The organism is Mycobacterium colombiense (assembly GCF_001953985.1).
GTDB lineage: Bacteria > Actinomycetota > Actinomycetes > Mycobacteriales > Mycobacteriaceae > Mycobacterium > Mycobacterium colombiense_B.
In genome coordinates, this window is sequence record NZ_MBEI01000046.1 from 76,683 (window position 1) to 98,708 (window position 22,026).

The 22,026-nt window shown below is 66.8% G+C and carries 23 protein-coding genes; all 23 read right to left on the bottom strand.

Annotated features, from left to right (window positions below; translation table 11 throughout):
- Window positions 1–7: 7 nt before the first annotated feature.
- A complete protein-coding gene (gene nuoL, locus A5732_RS10465; protein ID WP_076102146.1) occupies window positions 8–1,894 on the bottom strand; it encodes an NADH-quinone oxidoreductase subunit L in 1,887 nt (628 codons plus the stop codon).
- A 10-nt stretch (window positions 1,895–1,904) separates the two neighbouring features.
- Window positions 1,905–2,204 carry an NADH-quinone oxidoreductase subunit NuoK gene (gene nuoK, locus A5732_RS10470; RefSeq protein WP_007772892.1) on the bottom strand — a complete coding sequence of 100 codons (300 nt, stop codon included), beginning with the start codon at window positions 2,202–2,204 and terminating at the stop codon, window positions 1,905–1,907.
- Window positions 2,201–2,995, bottom strand: coding sequence for an NADH-quinone oxidoreductase subunit J (locus A5732_RS10475; protein ID WP_171975005.1), 795 nt, complete (start codon window positions 2,993–2,995; stop codon window positions 2,201–2,203). The genes nuoK and A5732_RS10475 overlap by 4 nt, the downstream gene beginning before the upstream one ends.
- A 26-nt stretch (window positions 2,996–3,021) precedes the next feature.
- The gene (gene nuoI / locus A5732_RS10480) at window positions 3,022–3,675 is read right to left on the bottom strand and encodes an NADH-quinone oxidoreductase subunit NuoI (RefSeq protein ID WP_371915797.1); all 654 of its coding nucleotides are present in this window, start codon (window positions 3,673–3,675) and stop codon (window positions 3,022–3,024) included.
- Window positions 3,560–4,831 (bottom strand): NADH-quinone oxidoreductase subunit NuoH, encoded by a 1,272-nt coding sequence (gene nuoH, locus A5732_RS10485; RefSeq protein ID WP_076052695.1) that lies wholly within the window; start codon window positions 4,829–4,831, stop codon window positions 3,560–3,562. The genes nuoI and nuoH overlap by 116 nt, the downstream gene beginning before the upstream one ends.
- A gap of 5 nt (window positions 4,832–4,836) precedes the next feature.
- A complete protein-coding gene (locus A5732_RS10490) occupies window positions 4,837–7,254 on the bottom strand; it encodes an NADH-quinone oxidoreductase subunit G (RefSeq protein ID WP_076052568.1) in 2,418 nt (805 codons plus the stop codon).
- Window positions 7,255–7,341: 87 nt separating this feature from the next.
- Window positions 7,342–8,688 carry an NADH-quinone oxidoreductase subunit NuoF gene (gene nuoF, locus A5732_RS10495; RefSeq protein ID WP_076102148.1) on the bottom strand — a complete coding sequence of 449 codons (1,347 nt, stop codon included), beginning with the start codon at window positions 8,686–8,688 and terminating at the stop codon, window positions 7,342–7,344.
- Window positions 8,688–9,443, bottom strand: a complete 756-nt coding sequence (gene nuoE / locus A5732_RS10500; RefSeq protein WP_065053610.1) for an NADH-quinone oxidoreductase subunit NuoE — start codon at window positions 9,441–9,443, stop codon at window positions 8,688–8,690. The genes nuoF and nuoE overlap by 1 nt, the downstream gene beginning before the upstream one ends.
- Complete coding sequence (gene nuoD, locus A5732_RS10505; RefSeq protein ID WP_076102149.1) at window positions 9,440–10,765, bottom strand: NADH dehydrogenase (quinone) subunit D; 1,326 nt, start codon at window positions 10,763–10,765, stop codon at window positions 9,440–9,442. The genes nuoE and nuoD overlap by 4 nt, the downstream gene beginning before the upstream one ends.
- Window positions 10,765–11,472, bottom strand: coding sequence for an NADH-quinone oxidoreductase subunit C (locus tag A5732_RS10510; RefSeq protein ID WP_076052571.1), 708 nt, complete (start codon window positions 11,470–11,472; stop codon window positions 10,765–10,767). The genes nuoD and A5732_RS10510 overlap by 1 nt, the downstream gene beginning before the upstream one ends.
- A complete protein-coding gene (locus tag A5732_RS10515) occupies window positions 11,469–12,023 on the bottom strand; it encodes a NuoB/complex I 20 kDa subunit family protein (RefSeq protein WP_066989771.1) in 555 nt (184 codons plus the stop codon). The genes A5732_RS10510 and A5732_RS10515 overlap by 4 nt, the downstream gene beginning before the upstream one ends.
- 8 nt (window positions 12,024–12,031) lie before the next feature.
- Window positions 12,032–12,409: an NADH-quinone oxidoreductase subunit A gene (locus A5732_RS10520; RefSeq protein ID WP_007772880.1), complete on the bottom strand. Its 378-nt coding sequence runs from the start codon at window positions 12,407–12,409 to the stop codon at window positions 12,032–12,034.
- A gap of 438 nt (window positions 12,410–12,847) precedes the next feature.
- Window positions 12,848–13,249 (bottom strand): Rv3143 family two-component system response regulator, encoded by a 402-nt coding sequence (locus A5732_RS10525; RefSeq protein WP_076102150.1) that lies wholly within the window; start codon window positions 13,247–13,249, stop codon window positions 12,848–12,850.
- A 54-nt stretch (window positions 13,250–13,303) separates the two neighbouring features.
- The gene (locus A5732_RS10530) at window positions 13,304–13,840 is read right to left on the bottom strand and encodes a YceI family protein (protein WP_076102151.1); all 537 of its coding nucleotides are present in this window, start codon (window positions 13,838–13,840) and stop codon (window positions 13,304–13,306) included.
- 33 nt (window positions 13,841–13,873) lie between these two features.
- Entirely contained in the window at window positions 13,874–14,275 is a 402-nt protein-coding gene (locus tag A5732_RS10535) for a nuclear transport factor 2 family protein (protein WP_076102152.1), read from the bottom strand.
- A 25-nt stretch (window positions 14,276–14,300) separates the two neighbouring features.
- Complete coding sequence (locus tag A5732_RS27000) at window positions 14,301–14,639, bottom strand: DUF6285 domain-containing protein (RefSeq protein ID WP_076102153.1); 339 nt, start codon at window positions 14,637–14,639, stop codon at window positions 14,301–14,303.
- Window positions 14,636–15,628 carry a phosphotransferase family protein gene (locus A5732_RS10545; protein ID WP_076052576.1) on the bottom strand — a complete coding sequence of 331 codons (993 nt, stop codon included), beginning with the start codon at window positions 15,626–15,628 and terminating at the stop codon, window positions 14,636–14,638. Before A5732_RS10545 ends, A5732_RS27000 begins: the two co-directional genes overlap by 4 nt.
- A complete protein-coding gene (locus A5732_RS10550) occupies window positions 15,628–16,866 on the bottom strand; it encodes an acyl-CoA dehydrogenase family protein (protein ID WP_076052577.1) in 1,239 nt (412 codons plus the stop codon). The genes A5732_RS10545 and A5732_RS10550 overlap by 1 nt, the downstream gene beginning before the upstream one ends.
- Window positions 16,867–16,874: 8 nt before the next feature.
- On the bottom strand, window positions 16,875–17,519 hold the full coding sequence (locus A5732_RS10555; protein ID WP_076052578.1) for a TetR/AcrR family transcriptional regulator: 645 nt from the start codon (window positions 17,517–17,519) through the stop codon (window positions 16,875–16,877).
- The gene (locus A5732_RS10560; RefSeq protein ID WP_076102154.1) at window positions 17,519–18,424 is read right to left on the bottom strand and encodes a hydroxymethylglutaryl-CoA lyase; all 906 of its coding nucleotides are present in this window, start codon (window positions 18,422–18,424) and stop codon (window positions 17,519–17,521) included. The genes A5732_RS10555 and A5732_RS10560 overlap by 1 nt, the downstream gene beginning before the upstream one ends.
- Window positions 18,421–19,626 carry a CaiB/BaiF CoA transferase family protein gene (locus tag A5732_RS10565; protein ID WP_076102155.1) on the bottom strand — a complete coding sequence of 402 codons (1,206 nt, stop codon included), beginning with the start codon at window positions 19,624–19,626 and terminating at the stop codon, window positions 18,421–18,423. Before A5732_RS10565 ends, A5732_RS10560 begins: the two co-directional genes overlap by 4 nt.
- The gene (locus A5732_RS10570) at window positions 19,623–20,825 is read right to left on the bottom strand and encodes an alpha/beta hydrolase family protein (RefSeq protein ID WP_076102156.1); all 1,203 of its coding nucleotides are present in this window, start codon (window positions 20,823–20,825) and stop codon (window positions 19,623–19,625) included. The genes A5732_RS10565 and A5732_RS10570 overlap by 4 nt, the downstream gene beginning before the upstream one ends.
- Window positions 20,825–21,913, bottom strand: a complete 1,089-nt coding sequence (locus tag A5732_RS10575) for a homogentisate 1,2-dioxygenase (RefSeq protein ID WP_076102157.1) — start codon at window positions 21,911–21,913, stop codon at window positions 20,825–20,827. The genes A5732_RS10570 and A5732_RS10575 overlap by 1 nt, the downstream gene beginning before the upstream one ends.
- Window positions 21,914–22,026: the final 113 nt, after the last annotated feature.

Sequence of the window (22,026 nt, forward strand, 5' to 3'; positions counted from 1 at the left end):
CCGCGAATCACCACAGTCTCACCGCCAGGATCAGCGCGATCACCAGCACGGCGCCCGTCAGCATCGACAGTGCGTAGTTGCGGGCGAAGCCGGTTTGCAGCCCCCGCAGCCGATTTGACGTCGAACTCACCAGCGCTGCCAGCGCGTTGACCGAGCCGTCGACACCCGCGTTGTCGACGTCGACGAGAGCGTGGGTCAGTGATGCGCCCGGGCGCATGAAGACCTCTTCGTTGAAGGCGTCGCCGTAGAAGTCGTTGCGTACCGCCGTCGTCAGCGCCGACACGGAGAGCGGAGCCACCCGGGGGATCGGTATCTTCGCGTACAACCGGTAGGCCACCGCGATGCCGATGACCACGACACCCAGCGCCAGCGCGGAGCTGGCCCAGGCCGGGAACGCGCGGGTGACTTCCTCGTGCTTTCCGACGACGGGCTCGAGCCAGCGCTGCAGGGTGCCGCCCACCGCCAGCAGGCCGCCGGAGAACACCGAGCCGACGGCGAGCAGAATCATCGGCCACGTCATCAGGCCGGGTGCCTCGTGCGGGCGGGCGCCGGGACCCCAGCGCTTCTTGCCGAAGAACGTCATGAGCATCACGCGCGTCATGTAGAAGGCGGTGACGCCGGCGCCCAGCAGCGCGGCCCCACCCAGCAGGTAACCGCGGATGCCACCCGAGGCCAGCGCCGCCTCGATGATGGCGTCCTTGGAGAAGTAGCCGGCGAAGGGTGGCACGCCGATGATTGCGAGGTAACCCAGGCCGAAGGTGACGAACGTAATGGGCAGCGCCGCACGCAAACCGCCGTAGCGGCGCATGTCCTGTTCTTCGTGCATCGCGTGAATCACCGCACCGGAGCCGAGGAACAGCCCGGCCTTGAAGAACCCGTGGGTGAGCAGATGCATGATCGCGAAGGCATAGCCGGCCGGCCCGAGGCCCGCCGCCAGCACCATGTAGCCGATCTGGCTCATCGTCGACGCCGCCAGCGCCCGCTTGATGTCGTCCTTGGCACAGCCGATGAACGCACCGAGCAGCAGCGTTACCGCACCCACGATGACCACGGCCAGCCGTGCGTCGGGGGACAGGTTGTACAACGGATTTGATCGCACGATCAGATAGACGCCGGCCGTCACCATGGTGGCGGCGTGGATCAGCGCGGACACCGGGGTGGGGCCTTCCATGGCGTCACCCAGCCACGCCTGCAGCGGGACTTGCGCGGACTTGGCGCAGGCGCCCAGCAGCAACAGCAATCCCATGGCGGTCAGCGCGCCGTGGCCGGCGGCGGGCGCGCCGGCGAACACCCCGGCGTACGACAGGGTGCCGAAAGTGCTGAACATCAAGAACATTCCCAGGGCCAGCCCGGCGTCGCCGACCCGGTTCATCACGAACGCCTTCTTGGCCGCGGTGGCCGCCGTCGGCTTGTGGTACCAGAACCCGATCAGCAGGTAGGACGCCAGGCCGACGCCTTCCCAGCCGACGTAGAGCACCACGTAGTTGTCGGCGACGACCAGCAGCAGCATCGATGCCAGAAACAGGTTGAGGTAGCCGAAAAACCTTCGGCGGTCGGAGTCTTCGGCCATGTAGGCGACCGAATAGATGTGGATCAGCGACCCGACCCCGGTTATCAGCAGCACGAAACACACCGACAGCTGGTCGATTTGCAGCCCGAGGTCGACCTGGAGCTGGCCCACCGGGATCCAGCTGAACACCCTCTGGTGGATGACGCGGTCGTCGGCCGGGCGGCCGAGCAGCTCCGAGAGCAGGCTCAGGCCCACCCCGAACGCCGCGAGGGCGGTGGCACAGCCCAGCCAATGCCCCCACCGGTCGGTGCGTCGCCCGCCGAACAGCAAGATTGCGGCGCCCGCCAGTGGCAGCGCGACCAGCAGCCAGGTGTATTGAGTCATGTTGGCGTCGTCAGCCTTTGAGTAGGTTCGCGTCGTCGACGGACGCCGATTTGCGGGTACGGAAGATGGTCATGATGATGGCCAGCCCGATGACCACCTCGCAGGCTGCGACCACCATCGTGAAGAAGGCGATCATCTGCCCGTCCAGGTGGCCGTGCATCCGGGCGAACGTGACGAACGCGAGGTTGACCGCGTTGAGCATCAGCTCGACGCACATGAACATCACGATGGCGTTGCGACGCAACAACACACCGGACGCCCCGATGGTGAACAGCAGCGCCGAAAGGTACAGGTAATTGGCCGGATTCACGACGTACCTCCTTGGGAGAGAGTCGGGCTCGGCTCGGGGGACGCGGACGGTGTCTTCTTGCCGTCGGCGCCGCGGCTTTGCAGCATCGGCGAGACCGAGAGCTTCGAGTACGAGCCGTCCGGCAGCAACGCGGCCACGTCGACGGCGTTGTGGCGTGCGTACACACCGGGGCTGGGCATCGGGGTGGGGTGCCCGCCCGAGCGGAACCGTTCCTGCGAGAGCTCGCGCTGCGTCTTGCGGCGCTCGAAGCGCTCACGGTGCGCCAGCACCATCGCACCGACGGCCGCGGTGATCAGCAGCGCGCTGGTGAGCTCGAACGCCCACAGGTACCGCGAAAAGATCAGCGCCGCCAGCCCTTCCACGTTGCCGTTGGCGTTGGCAGTGGTCAGTCCCGCGAAGCCGCCGGTGGTCACGTTGCCGATGGCGGCGATCAGCAGGATGCCGAACCCGATCCCGGCGGCCACGCCGACGATGCGCTGACCGCGCAGCGTCTCCTTGAGGGATTCCGCGGAGTCCACACCGATGAGCATCAGCACGAACAAGAACAGCATCATCACCGCGCCGGTGTAGACGACGACTTGAACCACACCCAGAAACAGCGCGTCCTGGATCATGTAGAAGACCGCCAGGATAATCATGGTCATCGCCAGGAACATCGCCGAGTAGACGGCGTTGACGGCGGTGACCACCCCGATCGCACCGATCACGGCCAGGACGCCCAGTACCCAGAAGGCGACCGCTTCGCCGGTGGAGGTGCGGACGATGGTGTCCTGCGCAAAACTCGAGGCCACGGCGACGGTGTGGCCGGCCAATCCGGTCACCGCGAGTCTCCGGCCTGCTGGGTCTGGCGCAACCCGTGTGCGGTCACATTGCCTTGGTAGTAATCCTTGTCGGTGGCGCCTTCGGTCCTGGGGTGCGGCGGCGCGAGCATGTCCTGCAGCAGCGGCGCCAGCAGCCGGTCCTTCTCGTAGATCAGGTCCGCGCGGTTGTCGTCGGCCATCTCGTAGTCATTGGTCATCGTCAACGCCCGGGTGGGGCAGGCCTCGATGCACAGCCCGCAACCGATGCACCGCAGATAGTTGATCTGGTAGACGCGGCCGTAACGTTCCCCGGGCGAATACCTGAGTTCCTCGGTGTTGTCCGCGCCCTCCACGTAGATCGCGTCGGCCGGGCATGCCCACGCGCACAATTCGCACCCGATGCATTTCTCCAGACCGTCCGGGTAGCGGTTGAGCTGGTGACGGCCGTGGTAGCGCGGCATGACGGGGCCCGGCTTCTCCGGATACTCCTCGGTGACATTCCTTTTGAACATCGATCCGAACGTCACGCCGAATCCGGCTACGGCGTCCAAGAATTTAGCCACGTGCTTTCTCCTTGCTCGCCGCCGCCAGCGATTTCTGGGCCGTCGATGGCAGCGGCGGTGTCGGGAATACGGGTGTGGAGTCGAGTGCGGCCGGCAGCTTCTTCGCATCGCGGCGCAGCTGCTTCTCCAGCGCGCGAATACCCGGCGCGCTGAACGGCTTTCGCAGCAACAGCACGAGCGCGGTGGCGAACACGGCGCTGCTCACCACGAGGATCGGGGTCCAGTGCTGATAGCCCTGGTTCTGCAGCGTGCGAATGACGGCGGCGATCAGCACCCAGACCAGCGAGGCCGGGATCAGCAGCTTCCAGCCCAGCCCCATGAACTGGTCGTAGCGCAGCCGGGGCAGCGAGGCCCGCAGCCAGAAGTAGACGAACAGGAAGGTCCACATCTTCGCGGTGAACCAGAGCACCGGCCACCAGCCGGTGTTGGCGCCGTCCCACATGTTCAGCGGCCACGGCGCGTGCCAGCCGCCGAAGAACAGGGCCGTGGCCAGCGAGGAGACCGTCATCATGTTGACGTACTCGGCCAGCATGAACATAGCGAACTTCAGCGACGAGTACTCAGTGTGGAATCCGGCGACCAGCTCACCCTCGGCCTCGGGCAAATCGAAAGGCGCCCGGTTGGTTTCACCGACCATCGAGATGAGATAGATGACGAACGACGGCAGCAGCAGGAACACGTACCAGACCCGGTCCTGCGCGGCGACGATCTGCGACGTCGACATGGTGCCGGCGTAGAGGAATACCGCGGCGAACGACAGCCCCATCGCCACCTCGTAGGAGATGACCTGGGCGGTGGAGCGCACCCCGCCCAGCAGCGGGTAGGTGGATCCGGAAGCCCAACCGCCCAGCACGATTCCGTACACGCCTATCGCCGACAGCCCCAGGATGAACAGCACCGCGACCGGCAGGTCGGTCAGCTGCAGCGGTGTGCGGTGGCCGAACACCGACACCACCGGACCGAACGGGATGAACGCGAAGGCGGTGAAAGCCGGAATCGTGGAGATGACCGGCGCCGCGAAGTAGACGAACTTGTCGACCCCACCCGGGGTGATGGTTTCCTTGAGCGCCAACTTGATTCCGTCGGCCAGGCTCTGCAGCACACCCCACGGCCCCGCCCGGTTGGGTCCGGGCCGCAGCTGCATCCAGCCGAGGATCTTGCGCTCCAGCAGAATCGCCACCAGAACGTTCAGCATGAGGAACACGAAGATCGCCAGCGCCTTGCCGAGCACCAGCCACCAGGTGTCGTGCCCGAAGACGGTCAAGCCGGTCATTTGCCAACTCCGATCTTGACTGTGCTGCCAGCCGATACGCCGAGTTGGCGATGCACCGCCGAGCCGGGCGAGTTCACCGGAAGCCACACCACCCGGTCGGGCATGTCGGTGATCATCAACGGCAGGCTGATGGAGCCGTGTGACGTGCTGACCGTGACCGCGTCGCCGTCGGCGGCGCCGATCTCGGCGGCCGTGTCGGCGGACAGCCGAGCGACGGGCTTGCGGGCCGTGCCCGCCAGATGTGGCTCCCCGTCTTGCATCCGGCCGTTGTCCAGCATCATCCGCCACCCGGCCAATACCGCTTCACCCGACGCGGGCTGGGCCGGCTCCGGGGCCGCGACGGCCGGGCTCGCGGCGCGCTTGCCGTCCCAGTGCCGCAGCGCGGCCAGTTCTTCGCGGGCCGTGGCGACGCTGGACATGCCCAGGTACACGCCCATCTCGTCGGCGAGCGTGTCGAGCACCTGGTGGTCGGATTGGCTGGCCTGCTGGGCGGTGCCGCGCAGTGCGGCTTCGAACGGCCGGAAGCGGCCCTCCCAGTTGACGAATGCACCGGCCTTCTGCGTCGTCGACGCGACCGGGAAGACGACGTCGGCGCGTTCGGTGACGGCGCTGTGCCGCAACTCCAGGCTGACCACGAAGCCGACGCCGTCCAGCGCCGCCAGCACCGCTTGCGGGTCGGCGAAGTCATCGGGCTCGACACCGCCCACCAGCAGCGCGCCCAGCGTGCCATCGGTGGCGGCGGCCAGGATCGCGTCGGTGTCACGTCCACGGCCGGAAGGCAATTCGGACACGTTCCACGCCTGGGCGACCTGCGCGCGGGCGGTCTCGTCGTCGACCGGACGGCCACCGGGCAGCAGCCCCGGCAGCGCACCGGCCTCCAGCGCGCCGCGCTCACCGGCGCGCCGCGGCACCCAGGCCAGCCGGGCGCCGGTGGTGTCGGCGAGGCGGGCCGCCGCCGACAATCCGCCCGGCACCGTGGCCAGCCGCTCGCCGACCATGATGACCGCACCCGCGGTGGAGAGCAGGTCGCCCACCTCGCCGGTGGCCAACCCGTCAAGCGCCGAAGCCTCGGCGCCGGGAATGCTTTTGATCAGCCGCCCGGACATCTTGGTCAGCGCGCGGGTGGCGAATGGCGCGATGGCGTAGACGGGCAACCCCTGCTTGCGGGCCGCCTTGCGCAACCGCAGGAAGACGATGGGCGACTCGTCCTCGGGCTCGAATCCGACCAGCACGACGACCGGGGCCGATTCCAGATCGGCGTAGCTGACGGTGATCGGTTTGCCGGCGATGCGGGCGGCCAGGAAGTCGGCCTCCTCGGCCGAGCTCGGCCGGGCACGGAAGTCGATGTCGTTGCTGTCCAGCACGATTCGCGCGAACTTTGAGTAGGCGTAGGCGTCTTCCAGGGTGGCCCGGCCGCCGACCAGCACGCCCGTGCGGCCGCGCGCCGCTTCGAGGCCCTTGGTCGCGACGGCGATCGCGTGCGACCACGAGGCCGGTTGCAGCGAGCCGTCGGTGTCACGGATCAGGGGAGTGGTGAGCACATCGTGCTGCGTCGCGTAGGTGAACGCCCACCGGCCCTTGTCGCAGTTCCACTCCTCGTTGACCTCGGGGTCGTCGCCGGCCAACCGGCGCAGCACCTTGCCGCGGCGGTGGTCGGTGCGCTGCGCGCATCCGGAAGCGCAGTGCTCGCAGACGCTGGGGCTCGAGACCAAGTCGAACGGGCGGGCCCGAAACCGGTACGAGGACCCGGTCAATGCGCCGACCGGGCAGATTTGCACTGTATTGCCCGAGAAGTAGGAGTCGAATGGCTCGTCGGCGTAAATGCCGACCTGCTGCAGGGCGCCTCGTTCCTGCATGTCGATGAAGATGTCGCCGGCGATCTGCTCGGAGAACCGGGTGCAACGCGCGCACAGGATGCAGCGCTCCCGGTCGAGCAGGACCTGCGACGAGATGTTGATCGGCTTGGCGAAGGTGCGCTTGACGTCGGTGAAGCGAGAATCGGCGCGGCCGTTGGACATTGCCTGGTTCTGCAGCGGGCATTCCCCGCCCTTATCGCACATCGGGCAGTCCAGCGGGTGGTTGATCAGCAGCAGCTCCATCACGCCGTGCTGGGCCTTGTCGGCGGCCTCCGAGGTGAGCTGGGTGCGCACCACCATGTCATCGGTGGCGACCGTGGTGCAGGAGGCCATCGGCTTGCGCTGGCCTTCGACCTCGACCAGGCACTGGCGGCATGCGCCGACCGGCTCCAGCAGCGGGTGATCGCAGAACCGGGGGATCTGGATGCCCATCAATTCGGCGGCCCGGATCACCAGAGTTCCCTTGGGAACGCTGATTTCGTTGCCATCGATGGTCAGCGTCACCATGTCCGGCGGACGCACCTCGTCGCCGGTTTCGGTCTTGGCCGCACTAGTCATGAGCGCCGCTCCTCTCCCCCGCAAGCGGGAGGTACCCCCGCATCGCTCTTTCGCTCTGCATCGTCACCGGCGCGGGTCATCGGCTTCCTAACCTTTCGCGCTCTCGCGCTCCGCCGTCAGCATGGAGTCTCGTGGATCGAAGGGGCATCCACCGCCCTCGACGTGCGCGACGTATTCGTCGCGGAAGAACTTGATCGACGACATCACCGGGCTGGCCGCGCCATCGCCCAACGCGCAGAACGACTTTCCGAGGATGGTGTCGGAGATGTCCAGCAGCTTCTGGATGTCCTCGCTGGTGCCCTTGCCGGTTTCCAGCCGCTCGTAGATCTGGTCGAGCCAGAAGGTGCCCTCGCGGCATGGCGTGCATTTTCCGCACGACTCGTGCTTGTAGAAGTAGGTCCAGCGCCGCACGGCACGCACCACGCAGGTGGTCTCGTCGAAGATCTCCAGCGCCTTGGTGCCCAGCATCGAGCCGACGCCGCCGACGCCCTCGTAGTCCAGCGGCACATCGAGGTGCTCGTCGGTCAGCAGTGGGGTCGACGATCCGCCCGGTGTCCAGAACTTGAGCCGATGCCCGGCCCGCACACCACCGGCGTAGGCGAGCAACTCCCGCAACGTGATTCCCAGCGGGGCCTCGTACTGTCCGGGCCGGGCGACGTGGCCGGACAGCGAATACAGCGTGAAGCCAGGGGATTTCTCGCTGCCCATCGAGCGGAACCAGTCCACGCCGTTGCCGATGATCGGCGGCACGCTCGCGATGGTCTCGACGTTGTTGATCACCGTGGGGCAGCCGTACAGCCCGGCCACCGCGGGAAAGGGCGGGCGCAGCCGCGGCTGGCCGCGCCGGCCTTCCAGCGAATCCAGCAGCGCGGTTTCCTCACCGCAGATGTAGGCGCCGGCACCGGCGTGCACCACCAGTTCGAGGTCGAAGCCCGAGCCGTTGATGTCGCGGCCCAGGTAGCCGGCGGCGTAGGCCTCGGCCACCGCGTTCTGCAGGCGGCGCAGGACGGGCAGCACCTCCCCGCGCACATAGATGAACGCGTGGCTGGCGCGGATCGCGTACGCGGCGATGATGACGCCCTCGACCAGGATGTGCGGCGTCGCCAGCATCAGCGGAATGTCTTTGCACGTACCGGGTTCCGACTCGTCGGCGTTGACCACCAGGTAATGCGGTTTGGCGGCCGCGCCGGTGTCCCCCTGCGGGATGAACGACCACTTCGTGCCGGTCGAGAATCCCGCGCCGCCGCGCCCGCGCAGTCCGGAGTCCTTCACCAGCGCGATCACCGCGTCGGGCTCCATGGCCAGCGCCTTCTTCATCGCCTCGTAGCCGCCATGGCGGTGGTAGGTCTCGAGGGTCCACGACTCGGGGTCGTCCCAGAAGCGGCTGATGACAGGAGTCAGCGGCGTCGCCTGATTGTCAGAAGTCGTTGTCATCACTGGCCTTCCGGCGCGTCCGGCGCCTGCATGCCGTGTTCCTTGGCTACCTTCAGGCCGGCCAGGGTGGCCGCTCCGGCCCCGCCCTGTCCCTGGTCGGGACGCTCGTCGGGCAGGCCGGCCAGGATGCGCGACGTCTCGCGGAAGACGCACAGCGGGGCGCCGCGCGTGGGCGGCTGGGGCTCGCCGGAACGCAGCGAGTCGACGAGTTCGCGCGCCGACTCCGGCGTCTGGTTGTCGTAGAACTCCCAGTTCACCATCACCACCGGCGCGTAATCGCAGGCGGCGTTGCATTCGATGTGTTGCAGGGTGACCGAGCCGTCGGCGGTGGTCTCGTCGTTGCCGACGTCCAAATGTTCTTTCAGGGCGTCGAAGATGGCATCGCCACCCATGATGGCGCACAACGTGTTTGTGCAGACGCCCACCAGATAATCGCCGGTGGGGCCCCGGCGATACATGGTGTAGAAGCTGGCCACCGCGGACACCTCGGCCCCGGTGAGCCCCAGCTGCTCGCCGCAGAACTCCAGGCCCGCCGGTGTCAGGTAGGAATCCTGCGATTGCACCAGGTGCAGCAACGGCAACAGGGCCGAACGCTGGTTGGGGTAGCGACCGATGATCTCCTTGGCGTCGACCTCCAGCCGGGCCCGCACCTCGGGCGGATACGTCTTGGGCGCGCCCTCGACGACGAACGCGTTGGGCTCGTCGGGCGGTGGGCCGAGCCGGATGAAGACCGGCTGTCCCTGCGGCCCGGTCACCGGTCCACCCCGCCCATGACCGGGTCGATGCTGGCGACCGCGGTGATCAGGTCGGCGACCATGCCGCCTTCGCACATCGCCGCCACCGACTGCAGATTCGTGAACGAGGGGTCTCGGTAGTGCACCCGGTAGGGCCGGGTGCCGCCGTCGCTGACCATGTGCACACCCAGCTCACCGCGCGGCGATTCGACCGCGGTGTAGACCTGGCCGGCGGGAACCCGGATGCCCTCGGTGACCAGTTTGAAGTGATGAATCAACGCCTCCATCGAGCCGCCCATGATCTTGGCGATGTGTTCCGGTGAGTTGCCCAAACCGTCGGGGCCCACCTTCAAGTCGGCCGGCCAGGCTATCTTGCGGTCCTCGACCATGGTCGGACCCGGCTTCAGCTTGTCTAGACACTGCTCGACGATCTTGATCGACTCCCACATCTCGTTGACACGAATCATGTAGCGCCCGTAAGCATCACACGTGTCTTCGGTGATTACGTCGAATTCGTAGTTTTCATATCCGCAATACGGTTCGCTCTTGCGCAGATCGTGGGGCAGCCCGGTGGCACGCAGGATGGGGCCGGTGATGCCCAGCGCCATGCAACCGGTCAGATCCAGATATCCGACGTCCTGGGTGCGGGCCTTCCAGATGGCGTTCTCGTTGAGCAGCCCGCCCATGTCGCGCAGCACCTGCTTGAGCGTCTTGAGGCCTTCGACGATCTCGGATTCCGCGTTGGGCGGTAAGTCCTGCGCCACACCTCCGGGCCGGATGTAGGCGCTGTTCATTCGCAGGCCGGTGATCGATTCGAACAGGGTCAACACGATCTCGCGTCCCCGGAATCCGACGAACATCGGGGTCATGGCGCCCAGTTCCATACCGCCGGTCGCCAGCGCCACCAGATGCGACGAGATCCGGTTGAGCTCCATCATCATCACCCGGATGACGTTGACCCGCTCCGGAATCTGATCGCTGATGCCGAGCAGCTTCTCCACACCGAGGCAGTACGCCGTCTCGTTGAAAAACGGTGCGAGGTAATCCATCCGGGTCACGAACGTGACACCCTGGGTCCAGTAGCGGTATTCGAGGTTCTTCTCGATGCCGGTGTGCAAATACCCTATGCCGCACCGGACATCGGTGACCGTCTCACCCTCGATTTCCAGGATCAGCCGCAATACCCCGTGTGTGGACGGATGCTGCGGGCCCATGTTGACGACGATGCGTTCGCCGGGATCGACCCCGCGGGCGGCCTCGACGACCTTGTCCCAGTCCTGACCGCCGGCGACCACAAAGGTCTCGCCGGCGCCGTCGTGCGTCGATTCAGTGGTGGTGCTCATCAGTTGTACGCTCTCCGCTCGTCGGGCGGGGGTATCTGTGCGCCTTTGTATTCGACCGGAATCCCGCCGAGGGGGTAGTCCTTGCGCTGCGGATACCCGTGCCAGTCGTCGGGCATCTCGATGCGGGTCAGCGACGGGTGCCCGTCGAAGATGATGCCGAAGAAGTCGTAGGTCTCTCGCTCGTGCCAGTCGGTGGTCGGATAAATCCCGAATAGCGAGGGAATGTGCGGATCATCGTCGGGCGCAGCCACTTCCAGGCGGACGCGGCGATTGTGCGTGATCGACTGCAACGGATACACCGCGTGCAGTTCGCGTCCCGTCTCGTGCGGGTAGTGCACCCCGCTGACGCCCAGGCACATTTCGAAGCGCAGTTGCGGGTCGTCACGCAGCCGGTGAGCGACCTGTTCCAGCGCCTCACGTCGCACGTGCAACGTCAGTTCGTCGCGATACACCACGACTTTTTCGATGGCGTCGGTGAATTCGACGTTGGCCTGGCTCAACGCCGCGGCCAGTGCGTCGACCACCTCGTCGAAGTAGCCGCCGTAGGGCCGCGGGCTGCTGCCCGGCAGCAAGACCTCGCGCACCAGCCGTCCGTAACCGGACGTGTCACCCGTGCCCTTGGCGCCGAACATGCCGCGGCGCACGTCGATGACTTCTTCGTCGGCGCTGCTGATTGCTTCTTTGGGATCTTGGTCCGGTGAGCTCATCGCAGCAGTCCGCGCATCTCGATCGTGGGCCGGGCCGACAGCGCCGCCTGCTCGGCTTCGGCGATGGCGGTTTCCCGGTTGACGCCCAGCGGCATCTCCTGAATCTTCTCGTGCAGCTTCAGGATTGCGTACAAGAGCATCTCCGGTCGCGGCGGACAGCCGGGCAGGTAAATGTCTACGGGGACCACGTGATCGACGCCCTGCACGATCGCGTAGTTGTTGAACATCCCGCCGGATGACGCGCACACGCCCATGGCCAGCACCCATTTCGGCTCGGCCATCTGGTCGTAGATCTGTCGCAGCACGGGAGCCATCTTCTGGCTGACCCGCCCGGCGACGATCATCAAATCGGCCTGCCGGGGGGTGGCCGAGAATCGCTCCATCCCGAACCGCGCGATGTCGAATCTTGGCCCGGCCGTTGCCATCATCTCGATGGCGCAGCAGGCCAACCCGAACGTCGCCGGCCACAGCGAGTTCTTGCGAACGTAGCCCGCGACCTTCTCGACTGTTGACAGCAGGATCCCGCCGGGCAGCTGTTCCTCAAGACCCACGTCTTACCTCAATCCCACGTCAGGCCGCCGCGGCGCCACACATAGGCGTAAGCCACGAAAACCGTCAGCATGAAAATCACCATTTCGACCAGAGCGAATGTGCCCAGCGCGTCATAGCTGACCGCCCAGGGATACAGGAACACGATTTCGATGTCGAAGACGATGAACAGCATCGCGGTGAGGTAGTACTTCACCGGAAAGCGCTGCCCGGCCGTCGCATGCGGCCCGCTCACCGATGTCTCGGTGGGTTCGATCCCGCACTCGTAGGCCGACATCTTCGACTTGTTGAAACGTGATGGGCCGGCCAGGCTCGCGATCGCCACCGAGCCCACGGCAAAGGCAGTGGCAATGGCGCCTAGCACCAGGATGGGTATGTAGACGTTCAACTCGCTCCATGATCCGTCGTACGTGCCGCCTAGCGGCCAGGCGGTAACCGGGCTGCTGTGACGAACCGGGTCTGAAGCCCGCCACAGTGATTTACAACATAGCGTCGCGGCTCGCGGCGCGCTTGTCCGGGGTGGGCGTTTTGTCGTATCGGCGGTGCCATGTCGCGCTGTGCTGCGCAAACTCGATAGCCGGTGCAACCAACGCTCGCCGCCGCACGGGATCCGCCGCACCGGCCGCTAGGTGAGCACCAGCAAAGGCGCGGCCGCGCCGATCGCTGCGGCACTCAAGATCAGGGGCGTCGCCAGCGCGGATAGCCCGTCGTCAGCAACGTCGCGACTGGCGACCGTCGCCGTGGGGCCGAGGGCGGAATTGGTCAGGACTGCCGCATTTGGCGGCCGAAAATCAGCGGCCGCGGCAAAGACGCGGCGTGGAATGAATCAGCGAACCGGGGCTCGCAGCAGGCTGAGCACCGTGCGGCCCAGCAGGATGGGGTCGATGGGATGCGGCACCGCGCCCTCCGCGCGCGACCAGGAGGCCAACCATGCGTCGTCGGGCCGGCCGGTCAGCACGACAAGAGGTGGGCAGGTCTCGAGTTCGTCTTTGAGCTGCTTTGCGATTCCCATGCCGCCGGTCGGGGTGGCCTCGCCGTCCAGGATGGCCAAGTCGATGCCGCCCTTGTCCATCGTCGCCACCACCATGGGCCCGGTCGCCACCTCGACGTAGCTCAATTCGGGCAGATCGGGATGCAGCCGCTTGCCCAGGGCACGCATCACCCGTTCGCGGGTTTGGACGTTGCTGCTGTAGACGAGGATCCGCAGGGCGATGGTGGAGTCGGGCACGGTGCAGATGCTACTGGTGTCACACCGGGTTCAGCGGGGTGCCCGCAGAAATCCTTACTGCGATACCCGCACGAAGATGGCGTCCGCCGCGACCGTCGCCGTCGAGCTGATCATGCCGCCCCGGTTCCAACCCAGGTCGAACCGGTCCCGATCGAGCTTGGTTTCGCCGGTGATTCGGATCGAGCCGTCGTCGAGCTCGGAGATCGTGACGGGCAGCTGTATCTCCGCGGTGACGCCCTTGATGGTGAATGTGGTCCGCAGGTCGGCGGCCTTGCCTTTGGTCGGGTGCACCGCGGTGACCACGACGCTGATCTCCCCGAAGCGTTCGACGTCGAAGAAGTCGGCCGAGCGCAGGTGCTTGTCGCGACGGCCGATGCCGGTGTCCAGCGAGGCGGCCCGGATGTCCACCCGGCCGAAAACCGCTCCCTTGCCGGTCAGTTGGCCGTCGCCGGTGAAGTCGGTGAAGCGGCCCTTCACGTTCACCAGGCCCCACATGTTCCTGATCTTGAACGTGATGGCCGAGCGATCCGTGGCCAGGTTCCACACGCCGGCCATATCGGGATCGTGAAGCAGTGTCTCCAAAGTCGTCATCGTCACCCCCAATGTGTCGTGGCGAATCTAGCGCTAGTTCATCAGCGGCGCGATTCCGGCGGGGTCGAAATATTCGTCGATCCGCTCTATCAGGCCGTCCGTACCTACCCGAATCACGATGCAGACCCGCAGCGAGATCGACTGCCCGGCATGCCCGGTGGCGTGCAAGATGTGCTGCTGAACGAAGCCACGGGTGGATCCGTCATTGAAGAGCTGCCGATCCAGGATTTCGTAGCGACGCTGCGTCGTCGCGCCGATGAACCAATCGATGACCCGCATCGCGCGGGCCTTGTCGTCGTCGCGCCGCGAGCCGACACGCCACACCGCGATGTCGTTGCTCCACATCGCGTCGACCGCGGCGACGTCGCTTCGCTCGATCGCGGTGAACAGCCGGTTGGCCGCATCGAGGACCGTCTCGGTGCTGGAAGCGGGCATGTCTGGCTCCTAACTGATCGCCGGGCTATTCGCTGTCGTATCCGGGGTGGGCGACGGCCAATCGGCGTCGTACCAGGGTGCGCAGGCAGGCGGTGACCTGGTCGGCTTGCCCGTCGAGCTCGCCGGCCCGTATGGCGGCGGCCAGCTGTTCCTCGTCGGCGAAGCCCAGGCCGGCCAACGCGGCGCGGGATTCCGCCTCGCTCTCGTCGAGCAGTTCGCGCTCGACGATGCGCAGCGCGTTGGCGGCGACCCGGGCGTGGAAGTTGACCTGTCCTTCGGTCGCGCCGCGCACGTCGCTTTCCAGGAATTCGGCGACCGCGGCCACGAGTTCGGCGGCCAGCGGGCGGCCGTATGGGCCGATCATGGCCGCGCCTCGAGCAGGTTGAGCAGGTCCCACTCCGTTTCGCAGACGCGACGTCCGATGGTGGCCAACTCGACCGAGCGGTGTTGCCCGCTCAGGTGCCGTTCGGCCTGGAAGCGGCAGATGACACCCCAGCGCAAGGTGGCCAGCACCAGCCACCAGTGAAACGCCACCCGGTCGACGGTAGTCGCGCTGGCCTGCTCGTAGGCGCCCAGGAAGCTTTCGATGCTGCCCAGGCCGCCCGCGCCGAGGCTGGCCGGGGCGCCGAATCGCCAGGCCCGAATGCAGAACCACGCCAGGTCTTCGTAGGCCTGCCCGACGTGCACGAGCTCCCAGTCCAGCACCGCGGCGAGGTTGGATCCGTCGACGATGAGGTTGCCCATCCGAAAGTCGCCGTGCACCAACACCGCCGGCGATGGCTGGGGACGGTGGGCGGCCAGCCAGCGGAACCCCCATTCGAATGTTGCGGTGGTGTCGCCCATGTCGTCGAGGCGCTGGCGCCATTCGGCAAGCTGGTCCTCGTGGGTCAGGGCCGGAATGTCCGTGTCGGCGCGGTGAATGGCGGCCACCGCCTGCGCGCATTGCTGCAGCAATCGGGTGCGCGCCGCGTGCCCGTCTGCGGCGTCGAGCTGACGCTGGATGCGCCGCACGATGGTCTCGCCCTTGATCTCGTCACAGATCAAATACGGATTGCCCAGTGCGGCAGGGGAATTGTCGGCGATCAACACGTGGGGGACCGGCGCCCCGGCGGCCGCCGCGGCGGCCTGCGTCCTGGCTTCCAGCTCCATGCCGGCATGTACATCGTCGGGTGGGCCGGTGCGCAAGATCAGCGCACGACGCTGCGCGTTGATGACGGCCTCGAACGCCCAGGTGGTTCTGCTGGCGCCACCGGTCAGCGCGCGCAGATTCTCGACCGCGGTGTCGGCGCCGACGGCCGTCGTGAGCACCCTGGCCAGTTTGGTGCCCAGTTCCGCCGACTCGTCGCTGTCCATCACTTCTTGCCGAATTTGAACAGCCGCTGCGCCACTCGGCGAATCTGAATCTCCTCGGCGCCTTCGGTGATCCGGTAACGACGGTGATGGCGGTAGATGTGTTCGAACTGCTCGTGCCGGCTGTAGCCGAGGCCGCCGTAAACCTGCATGGCGCGGTCGGCGGCGTCACAGACCAGCCGGTTGGCGCGGTAGTTCGCCATCGACACCTTGTCGGAGACCTCCATGTGGTGGTCGCGGTCCAGGTGCCAGGCGGCGTACTGCACGAGCAGCCGCACCATCTGCGCTTCGGTCTGCAGCTCGGCCAGCGGCCACTGCACGGCCTGGTTCACCGACAGCGGCTTGCCGAATACCTTTCGGCTGGCCGCGTATTCGGCGGCGCGGTCGATACAGTACTGCGCCGCGCCCAGGCTGCTCGCGGCCTGCCGAATCCGGTTCTCGTGCAGGAAGGTCTGGGCGACCTCCAGGCCGCGGTCCACCTCGCCGAGCACCGCGTCGGCGGGAATTCGAACATCCGTCAACTCGACTTCGCCGTGGTCGGTGGGCATGTTGAAGGTCCACCAGTAGTAGGGGACGTTGAAGCCGGGCGAATCGGTGGGCACCAGGAACGCGGTGATGCCGAACGCGGCCCCCGGCTCGCCGGAGGTGCGCGCGAAGACCAGGTCGTGGGTCGCGCGGTGCACGCCGGTGTTGAACCGCTTGGAGCCGTTGATCACCCAGCTGTCGCCGTCGCGTTCGGCGTGCGTCTCCAGCCACGTGGCATCCGATCCGTGTTGCGGCTCGGTCAGGCCGAACGCCATGGACCGCTCCCCGGTGATCAGCGCCTCCGACCACTCCTTGCGTTGCTCGTCGGTGCCGAACCGCTCCATCATGATCACCTGCGGGAAGTTCCCGACGATCGAGGATTCGTTCTGCAGGTCGTTGTGCAAACCAAGACCCTTGTGCGCCAGGTGTTCCCGAATGACCGCCATGTCGACGTTGCTGCCGTCGCGGCCGCCCAGTGCGGCCGGCAGTCCGTAGCGCAGCCAGCCGGCCTTGTCGGCTCGCCGGCGCATCTCGGAGAGCAGATCCTCCCATTCGCGCGTCGGGATCCCGTCGTTGTCCCAATCGGTGCGCGCGTGCTCGCGGCGCTGGTCGAAGTACTGGATGTTCTCGCGTTCCAACGGCTTGATCTCGGTCTCGATGAACTCGTCCATCTCGGCGAGCAGGCCCGGAAGGTGCTCTGGCAGAGTGAAATCCACGTCTTCTCCTAAGATCTCGTGAGGGCGCCGTACAGGGTTTTCTTCCAGACCGTCGACAAGGTCGCGATGGCGTCTTCGTCGCTGATGTTCAGACCGAGGCCCGCCGACCCGGATGGTCCGACGAACACGGTGGTGAAGTTCTCGAACAGCAACGCGATCGCCGCCGCGGTGTGCTGCGGGTGCAGCTCGGCGCCGTAGCCCTGATCCTGGGCGCGGCGCACCGATGCCGCCACGAGATCCACTCCGAACCGCCGGAATTCGTTCTGCACGGCCGCGAAGCGCTGCTGGGTGGCGGCCAGCTGGGCCACGGCGATCATGATGCCGATGTTCTGTTTGAACATGTTCCAGTAGCCGGTGACCACGGAGGTGAAGAAGGCGTCGTCCTCGGGGGAGTCCGGCAGGTGGACGCTGAGTCCCGACGGCGTCACCACCTCGTGCAGGAACGATTCCGCGAGCGCGGCCAGCAGGTCTTCCTTGTCGGTGAAGTATCGGTAGAAGACCGCCGGCGATTTTCCCGCGGCCGAGGTGATGTCGGCCAGGGTGGTGCCGTGAAAACCCCGTTCGGCGAACAGCTTCCGAGCGGCCTGCTCGATGGCCTGCCTGGTCTGGCGGCCTTTGGCGGTCAGCTCGCGGTTCGCCTCCGGGGCGGACATCAGTTCCGCATCCGGTCGCCCGCGCGCAACAGGGCGCTCGGCAGGTCGTGACCCACCACCGACTTCGCCACTCCGGCCGCGGCGATGGCGGCCTGCAGGTCGACGTCAACGTCGATGCCGCTGTCGCCCAGCAGGTAAACGAGATCCTCGGTGGCGATGTTGCCGGTGGCGCCCGGCGCGAAGGGGCAGCCCCCTAGTCCGCCGACCGAGGCGTCCAGTCGGGTCACCCCGGAGCTGACCGCGGCGTAGGCGCTGGCCAGGCCGGAGCCGCGGGTGTTGTGGAAATGCCCGCCCAGCGGCAGATCGCCGATCACCGGACGCAGTTGTGCGATCAGCGAACTCACGCGGCCCGGGGTGGTGGTGCCGATGGTGTCGGCGATCGACAGGCGGTCGGCGCCGCGGGCGCGGGCGGCCGCGGCGATCTCGAGTACCCGCTGGGGCGGGGTGGGGCCTTCGAACGGTGAGTCCCAGGCGGTGGCGATGACGACCTCGACGGTGACCGGGCGGCTGGGGCCGTCGTGCGCGATCGCGACGATCTCGTCGATCTGGTTGGTGGCCTCGGTGCTGGTGCGTCCGACGTTGGCCTTGCTGAAGGTGTCGTCGGCGGCCACCACGTATTCGATGGAGCGCAGCCCCGCGGCGACGGCCCGCTTGGCACCGTTGGGACTGGCCACCAGGGCCGAGAATTCGATGTCGGGATAGTCGTGCAGATGGGCGGCCAGCTCGGCGGCGTCGGCCATCGACGGCACCTTGGTCGGGGAGACGAACGCGGTGACCTCTACCTCGCGAACCCCGGTGGCCGCCACCGCGGCCAGCAGTTCTAGCTTGGCCGACAACGGAATTGGCGTTTCGATCTGCAGACCGTCACGCAGGGCCACTTCTCGAATGTCTACATGGGTGGTCATAGCACCTCCTCGGCGCGCAGCTCATCGAGCTCCTCGGCCGTCTTGCCCAGCAGCCCGATGAAGACGTCGTCGTTGTGCTGGCCCGGGCGCGCGGGGCCGGCGTTGCGGACCTGCCCCGGCGATTCTGAGAGCATCGGCACGATGCCCGGCCCCAACACGTCGCGCCGGACACGCTCGTCGTAGTGCTCGACCAGCATGCCGCGCGCCCGCAGCTGCGGGTCGTTGACCACCTCGGCGACGGTGTTGATCGGCCCCGCGATCACCCCTGCGGCGGAGAGGGTTTCGATGATTTCGCCGGGCTGGCGTTCCGCCGCCCACGCGCCGATGATGTTGTCGAGTTCGTCTTGATTGCGGCCCCGCGCGACGTGCGTGGCGAACCGGTCGTCGGTGGCCAGCTCCGGGCGGCCCATCGCCTTGCACAGCCGGGCGAAGACGGTGTCCTGGTTGGCGGCGATCACCACCCACGAGCCGTCGGCGCTGCGGTAGATGTTGGACGGGGCGATGCCTTCGAGCCGGGTGCCCGACGGGCCGCGCACCACGCCGCCGACGTCGTAGTCGGGGATGGTGGATTCCTGTACGGCCAAGCATGATTCGGTCAAGGCGACGTCGACCACCTGGCCGCGCCCGGTGACGCTGCGCCGGTACAGCGCGGCCAGCGCACCCTGGGCGCCGAACATGCCGGCCAGGCTGTCGCCGAGTGAAAGCGCCAGCCGGGGTGGCGGGCCGCCCGGAAAACCGTTGAGGTGGCGCAGCCCGCTGGCCGCTTCGGCGACCGACGCGTAGCCGGCCTTGGTGGCGTCCGGTCCGGTCTGCCCGTAGCCGGATACCCGGACCAGGATGATGCCCGGGTTACGTTCGCTGAGCACGTCGTAACCCAGATTCCACTTTTCCAGGGTGCCCGGACGGAAGTTCTCCACCACGATGTCGGACTTCTCGACGAGCTCGCAGAACAGTTCACGCCCACGGGGGTGGCGCAGGTCGAGGGTGATCGCCTTCTTGTTGCGCGCGTGCACCGTCCAGAAGACGTGCTGCCCGTCGAGCTCCGCCTGACCCCAGGTGCGCAGCGGGTCCGGGGACTTGGGCAGTTCCACCTTGATGACGTCGGCGCCCATGTCGCCGAGCAGCCGACCGGCGAAGGGCCCGGCGATCAGGGTGCCCAGTTCGAGCACCCGAACGCCGTCCAGCGGTCCGGTGGGAGTCATTCGTTGTCCGCGAAATCGTGCCGCACCAGCCAGTCGGTGACAATAGTGACGGCGGCCCGCAGCGCATCGCGCTGGTCGGGTCCCGCGTAATAGTGTGTGGCGCCAGGGATTTCGTGCATCTCCTTGTCCTCGTGTCCGATCGCCTGGAACAGCCGCCGGGTATGGCTGGGCGTGCAGGCGTCGTCTGCCAGGTTACCGATCACCAGCGCGGGGATCGCGATGTCGGGCCCGCATGCCACCGCGTCGCCGCGGGCGTCGTCGTAGCTCCACTGCGAAAGCCAGCCGCGCAGGGTGGAGAACCGGGCCAGCCCGACCGGGCTCATGTTCACCACCTGAGGATCCCCCAGGTAGCAGGTGCCGGGGACGCGTTCGTTGGGATCGACGGCCGGGTCCAGCCAGCGCGGGTCGGCCATGGTGCCGTGCACGACGAAACCGAACTCGTCGTCGGGCCGGCCGGCGGCCGCCAACTCGGCCAGCTTGTCCCTGACCCATGCGGTGATGCGGCGGTTGCGGTCTATCTGCGCCTGCCGGTAGCGCTCCAGGAATTCTTGGCTGTAGGGCGGCTGATTGGGGTTGTCGGGGTTGTACAGATCCAGCTCGGGATCGCGCTTGGTGGGGTCGGATTCGTCGAGGATCGACGCGTCCAGCCATTCGGTCAGCGTGCCGTGCCTGCTGATGTGCGCGGCCAGCAGCATGATGCCGTCGGCGGCGGGCAGGTCGAGTTTGGTCAGGTCTGGGCCGTCGCCGGTCGGGCTGGACGTGATGGTGGGATTCTGCGCCTGCTGCTGGTAGAACACCGACAGCGAACCGCCGCCACTCCAGCCGGCCAGCACCACCTTCTGGTAGCCCAGCCGCTTCTTGGCGTCCTTGATGCACTCGCCGAGATCCTCGACGACCTTCTCCATCAGCAGCGCCGAGTCGGTGCCGCGAAAGCGGCTGTTGCAGTAGATGACGTGATGGCCGGCCCGCGCCAGTGCGTTGATCATCGGCAGGTAGGCGCCGCCGCCGATGGGATGCATGAACACCAGCACGGTGTCCGACGGCTTGTCCTTCGGCTTGAGCAGGTAGCTCTCCAGCACGGTGATCTCGGCCAGGCCGCCGTAGACGTCTCGTACCCCTGAATTGTTCTGGAAGGCAACGAGATAGGGGATTCGCTCGTATTCGTGCTTCTTGGGTTTCACGGCTTGCGCTTGCGTCATCAATGTTGTCCTAGGTCGTGGGCCAGTACCTCGACCGACGGGGTGAGCCGCCGGCGTGTGTCGATGGCGATTACCTGCCAGTCGACGCGGGAGTAGTCATCGAATTTACGGCGCGCCCGTTCGCGTGCCTTCTCCGGTGCGCCGTGGTGAACACCTTGCGGCGCATGGGAAATCAAACCGGGTGGCATCGGGATGCCGTACAGCGAGCCGCCGTGGAAGAAGGCGATCTCGTCGTAGTCGACATTGCGGTGATACCACGGAGTACGTTCGGTGCCCGGAATCCCCTCGGCGGGTTTGGGCAGGAAGTTCATCACGTAGACGCCGGTGGCCTGCATGAACAGGTGCACCGTCGGCGGCAGGTGGACGCTGTCGGAGGTGACCACGTTGTAGTCGGCGATGTTGAACGTGAACGCGAAGTTGTCGCCGCGCCAGCCCTCGACGTCGAGCGGATTGTGTTGGTAGAACAGCGTTGTCGGGCCGCCCGCGTGGATGAGCCGAACCTCGAATTCGCCGTCGGCCTCGTCGGCCGGCGCCGGCTCGGGGATGACGACCTGCGACGGGTCGAAGGGGAAGTGGCGGCCCAGCGCACCGGGTGGCGGCACCCGAAACTCGTCGGTGGCCTCGATCATCAGCATCGTCGTCGCGCTGTCGGGCAGCTGGCGCCAGGTGCATGCCTTCGGGATGTACAGCCAGTCGCCCTCCCGATAGCGCAGCGGCCCGAATTCCGTCTCGGCCAGGCCGCTGCCCTGGTGGACGAAGCACAACAGATCGCCGTCGACGTGACGGACGAAGAACGGCATCGGCTCGTGACGACGGCTCAACAGGATTCGGCAGTCGTCGTTGCTGAACATCAGCAGCGGTCCACCGTCCGCTTCGGTGGCATCGCTGGGCTTGAGCTCGCTGGACAGCACGTCGATGGGCCGCAGCGGGCCGACCGATCGGTAGGCGGTGGGGTCGTGGCGCCGGTACAGGTTGGCGGTGCGGCCGGTGAAGCCGCCCCGGCCCAACTCGTCGTCCTTGAGGCCTTCGAGATCGGCGTGCAGGCGGCGCGGTGTTCGGCCTTTCCGCAGGTGCACAAAGGATTCCATGGACGGCTCCTCCGATGGGGACCAGCTGGGTGGCGATCAGGATGCTGCAAAACTGAAAGTGACATTACTTTTTCTTTTTGGACCGCACAAGGGCCGCCGGCGGGCGAATGTCG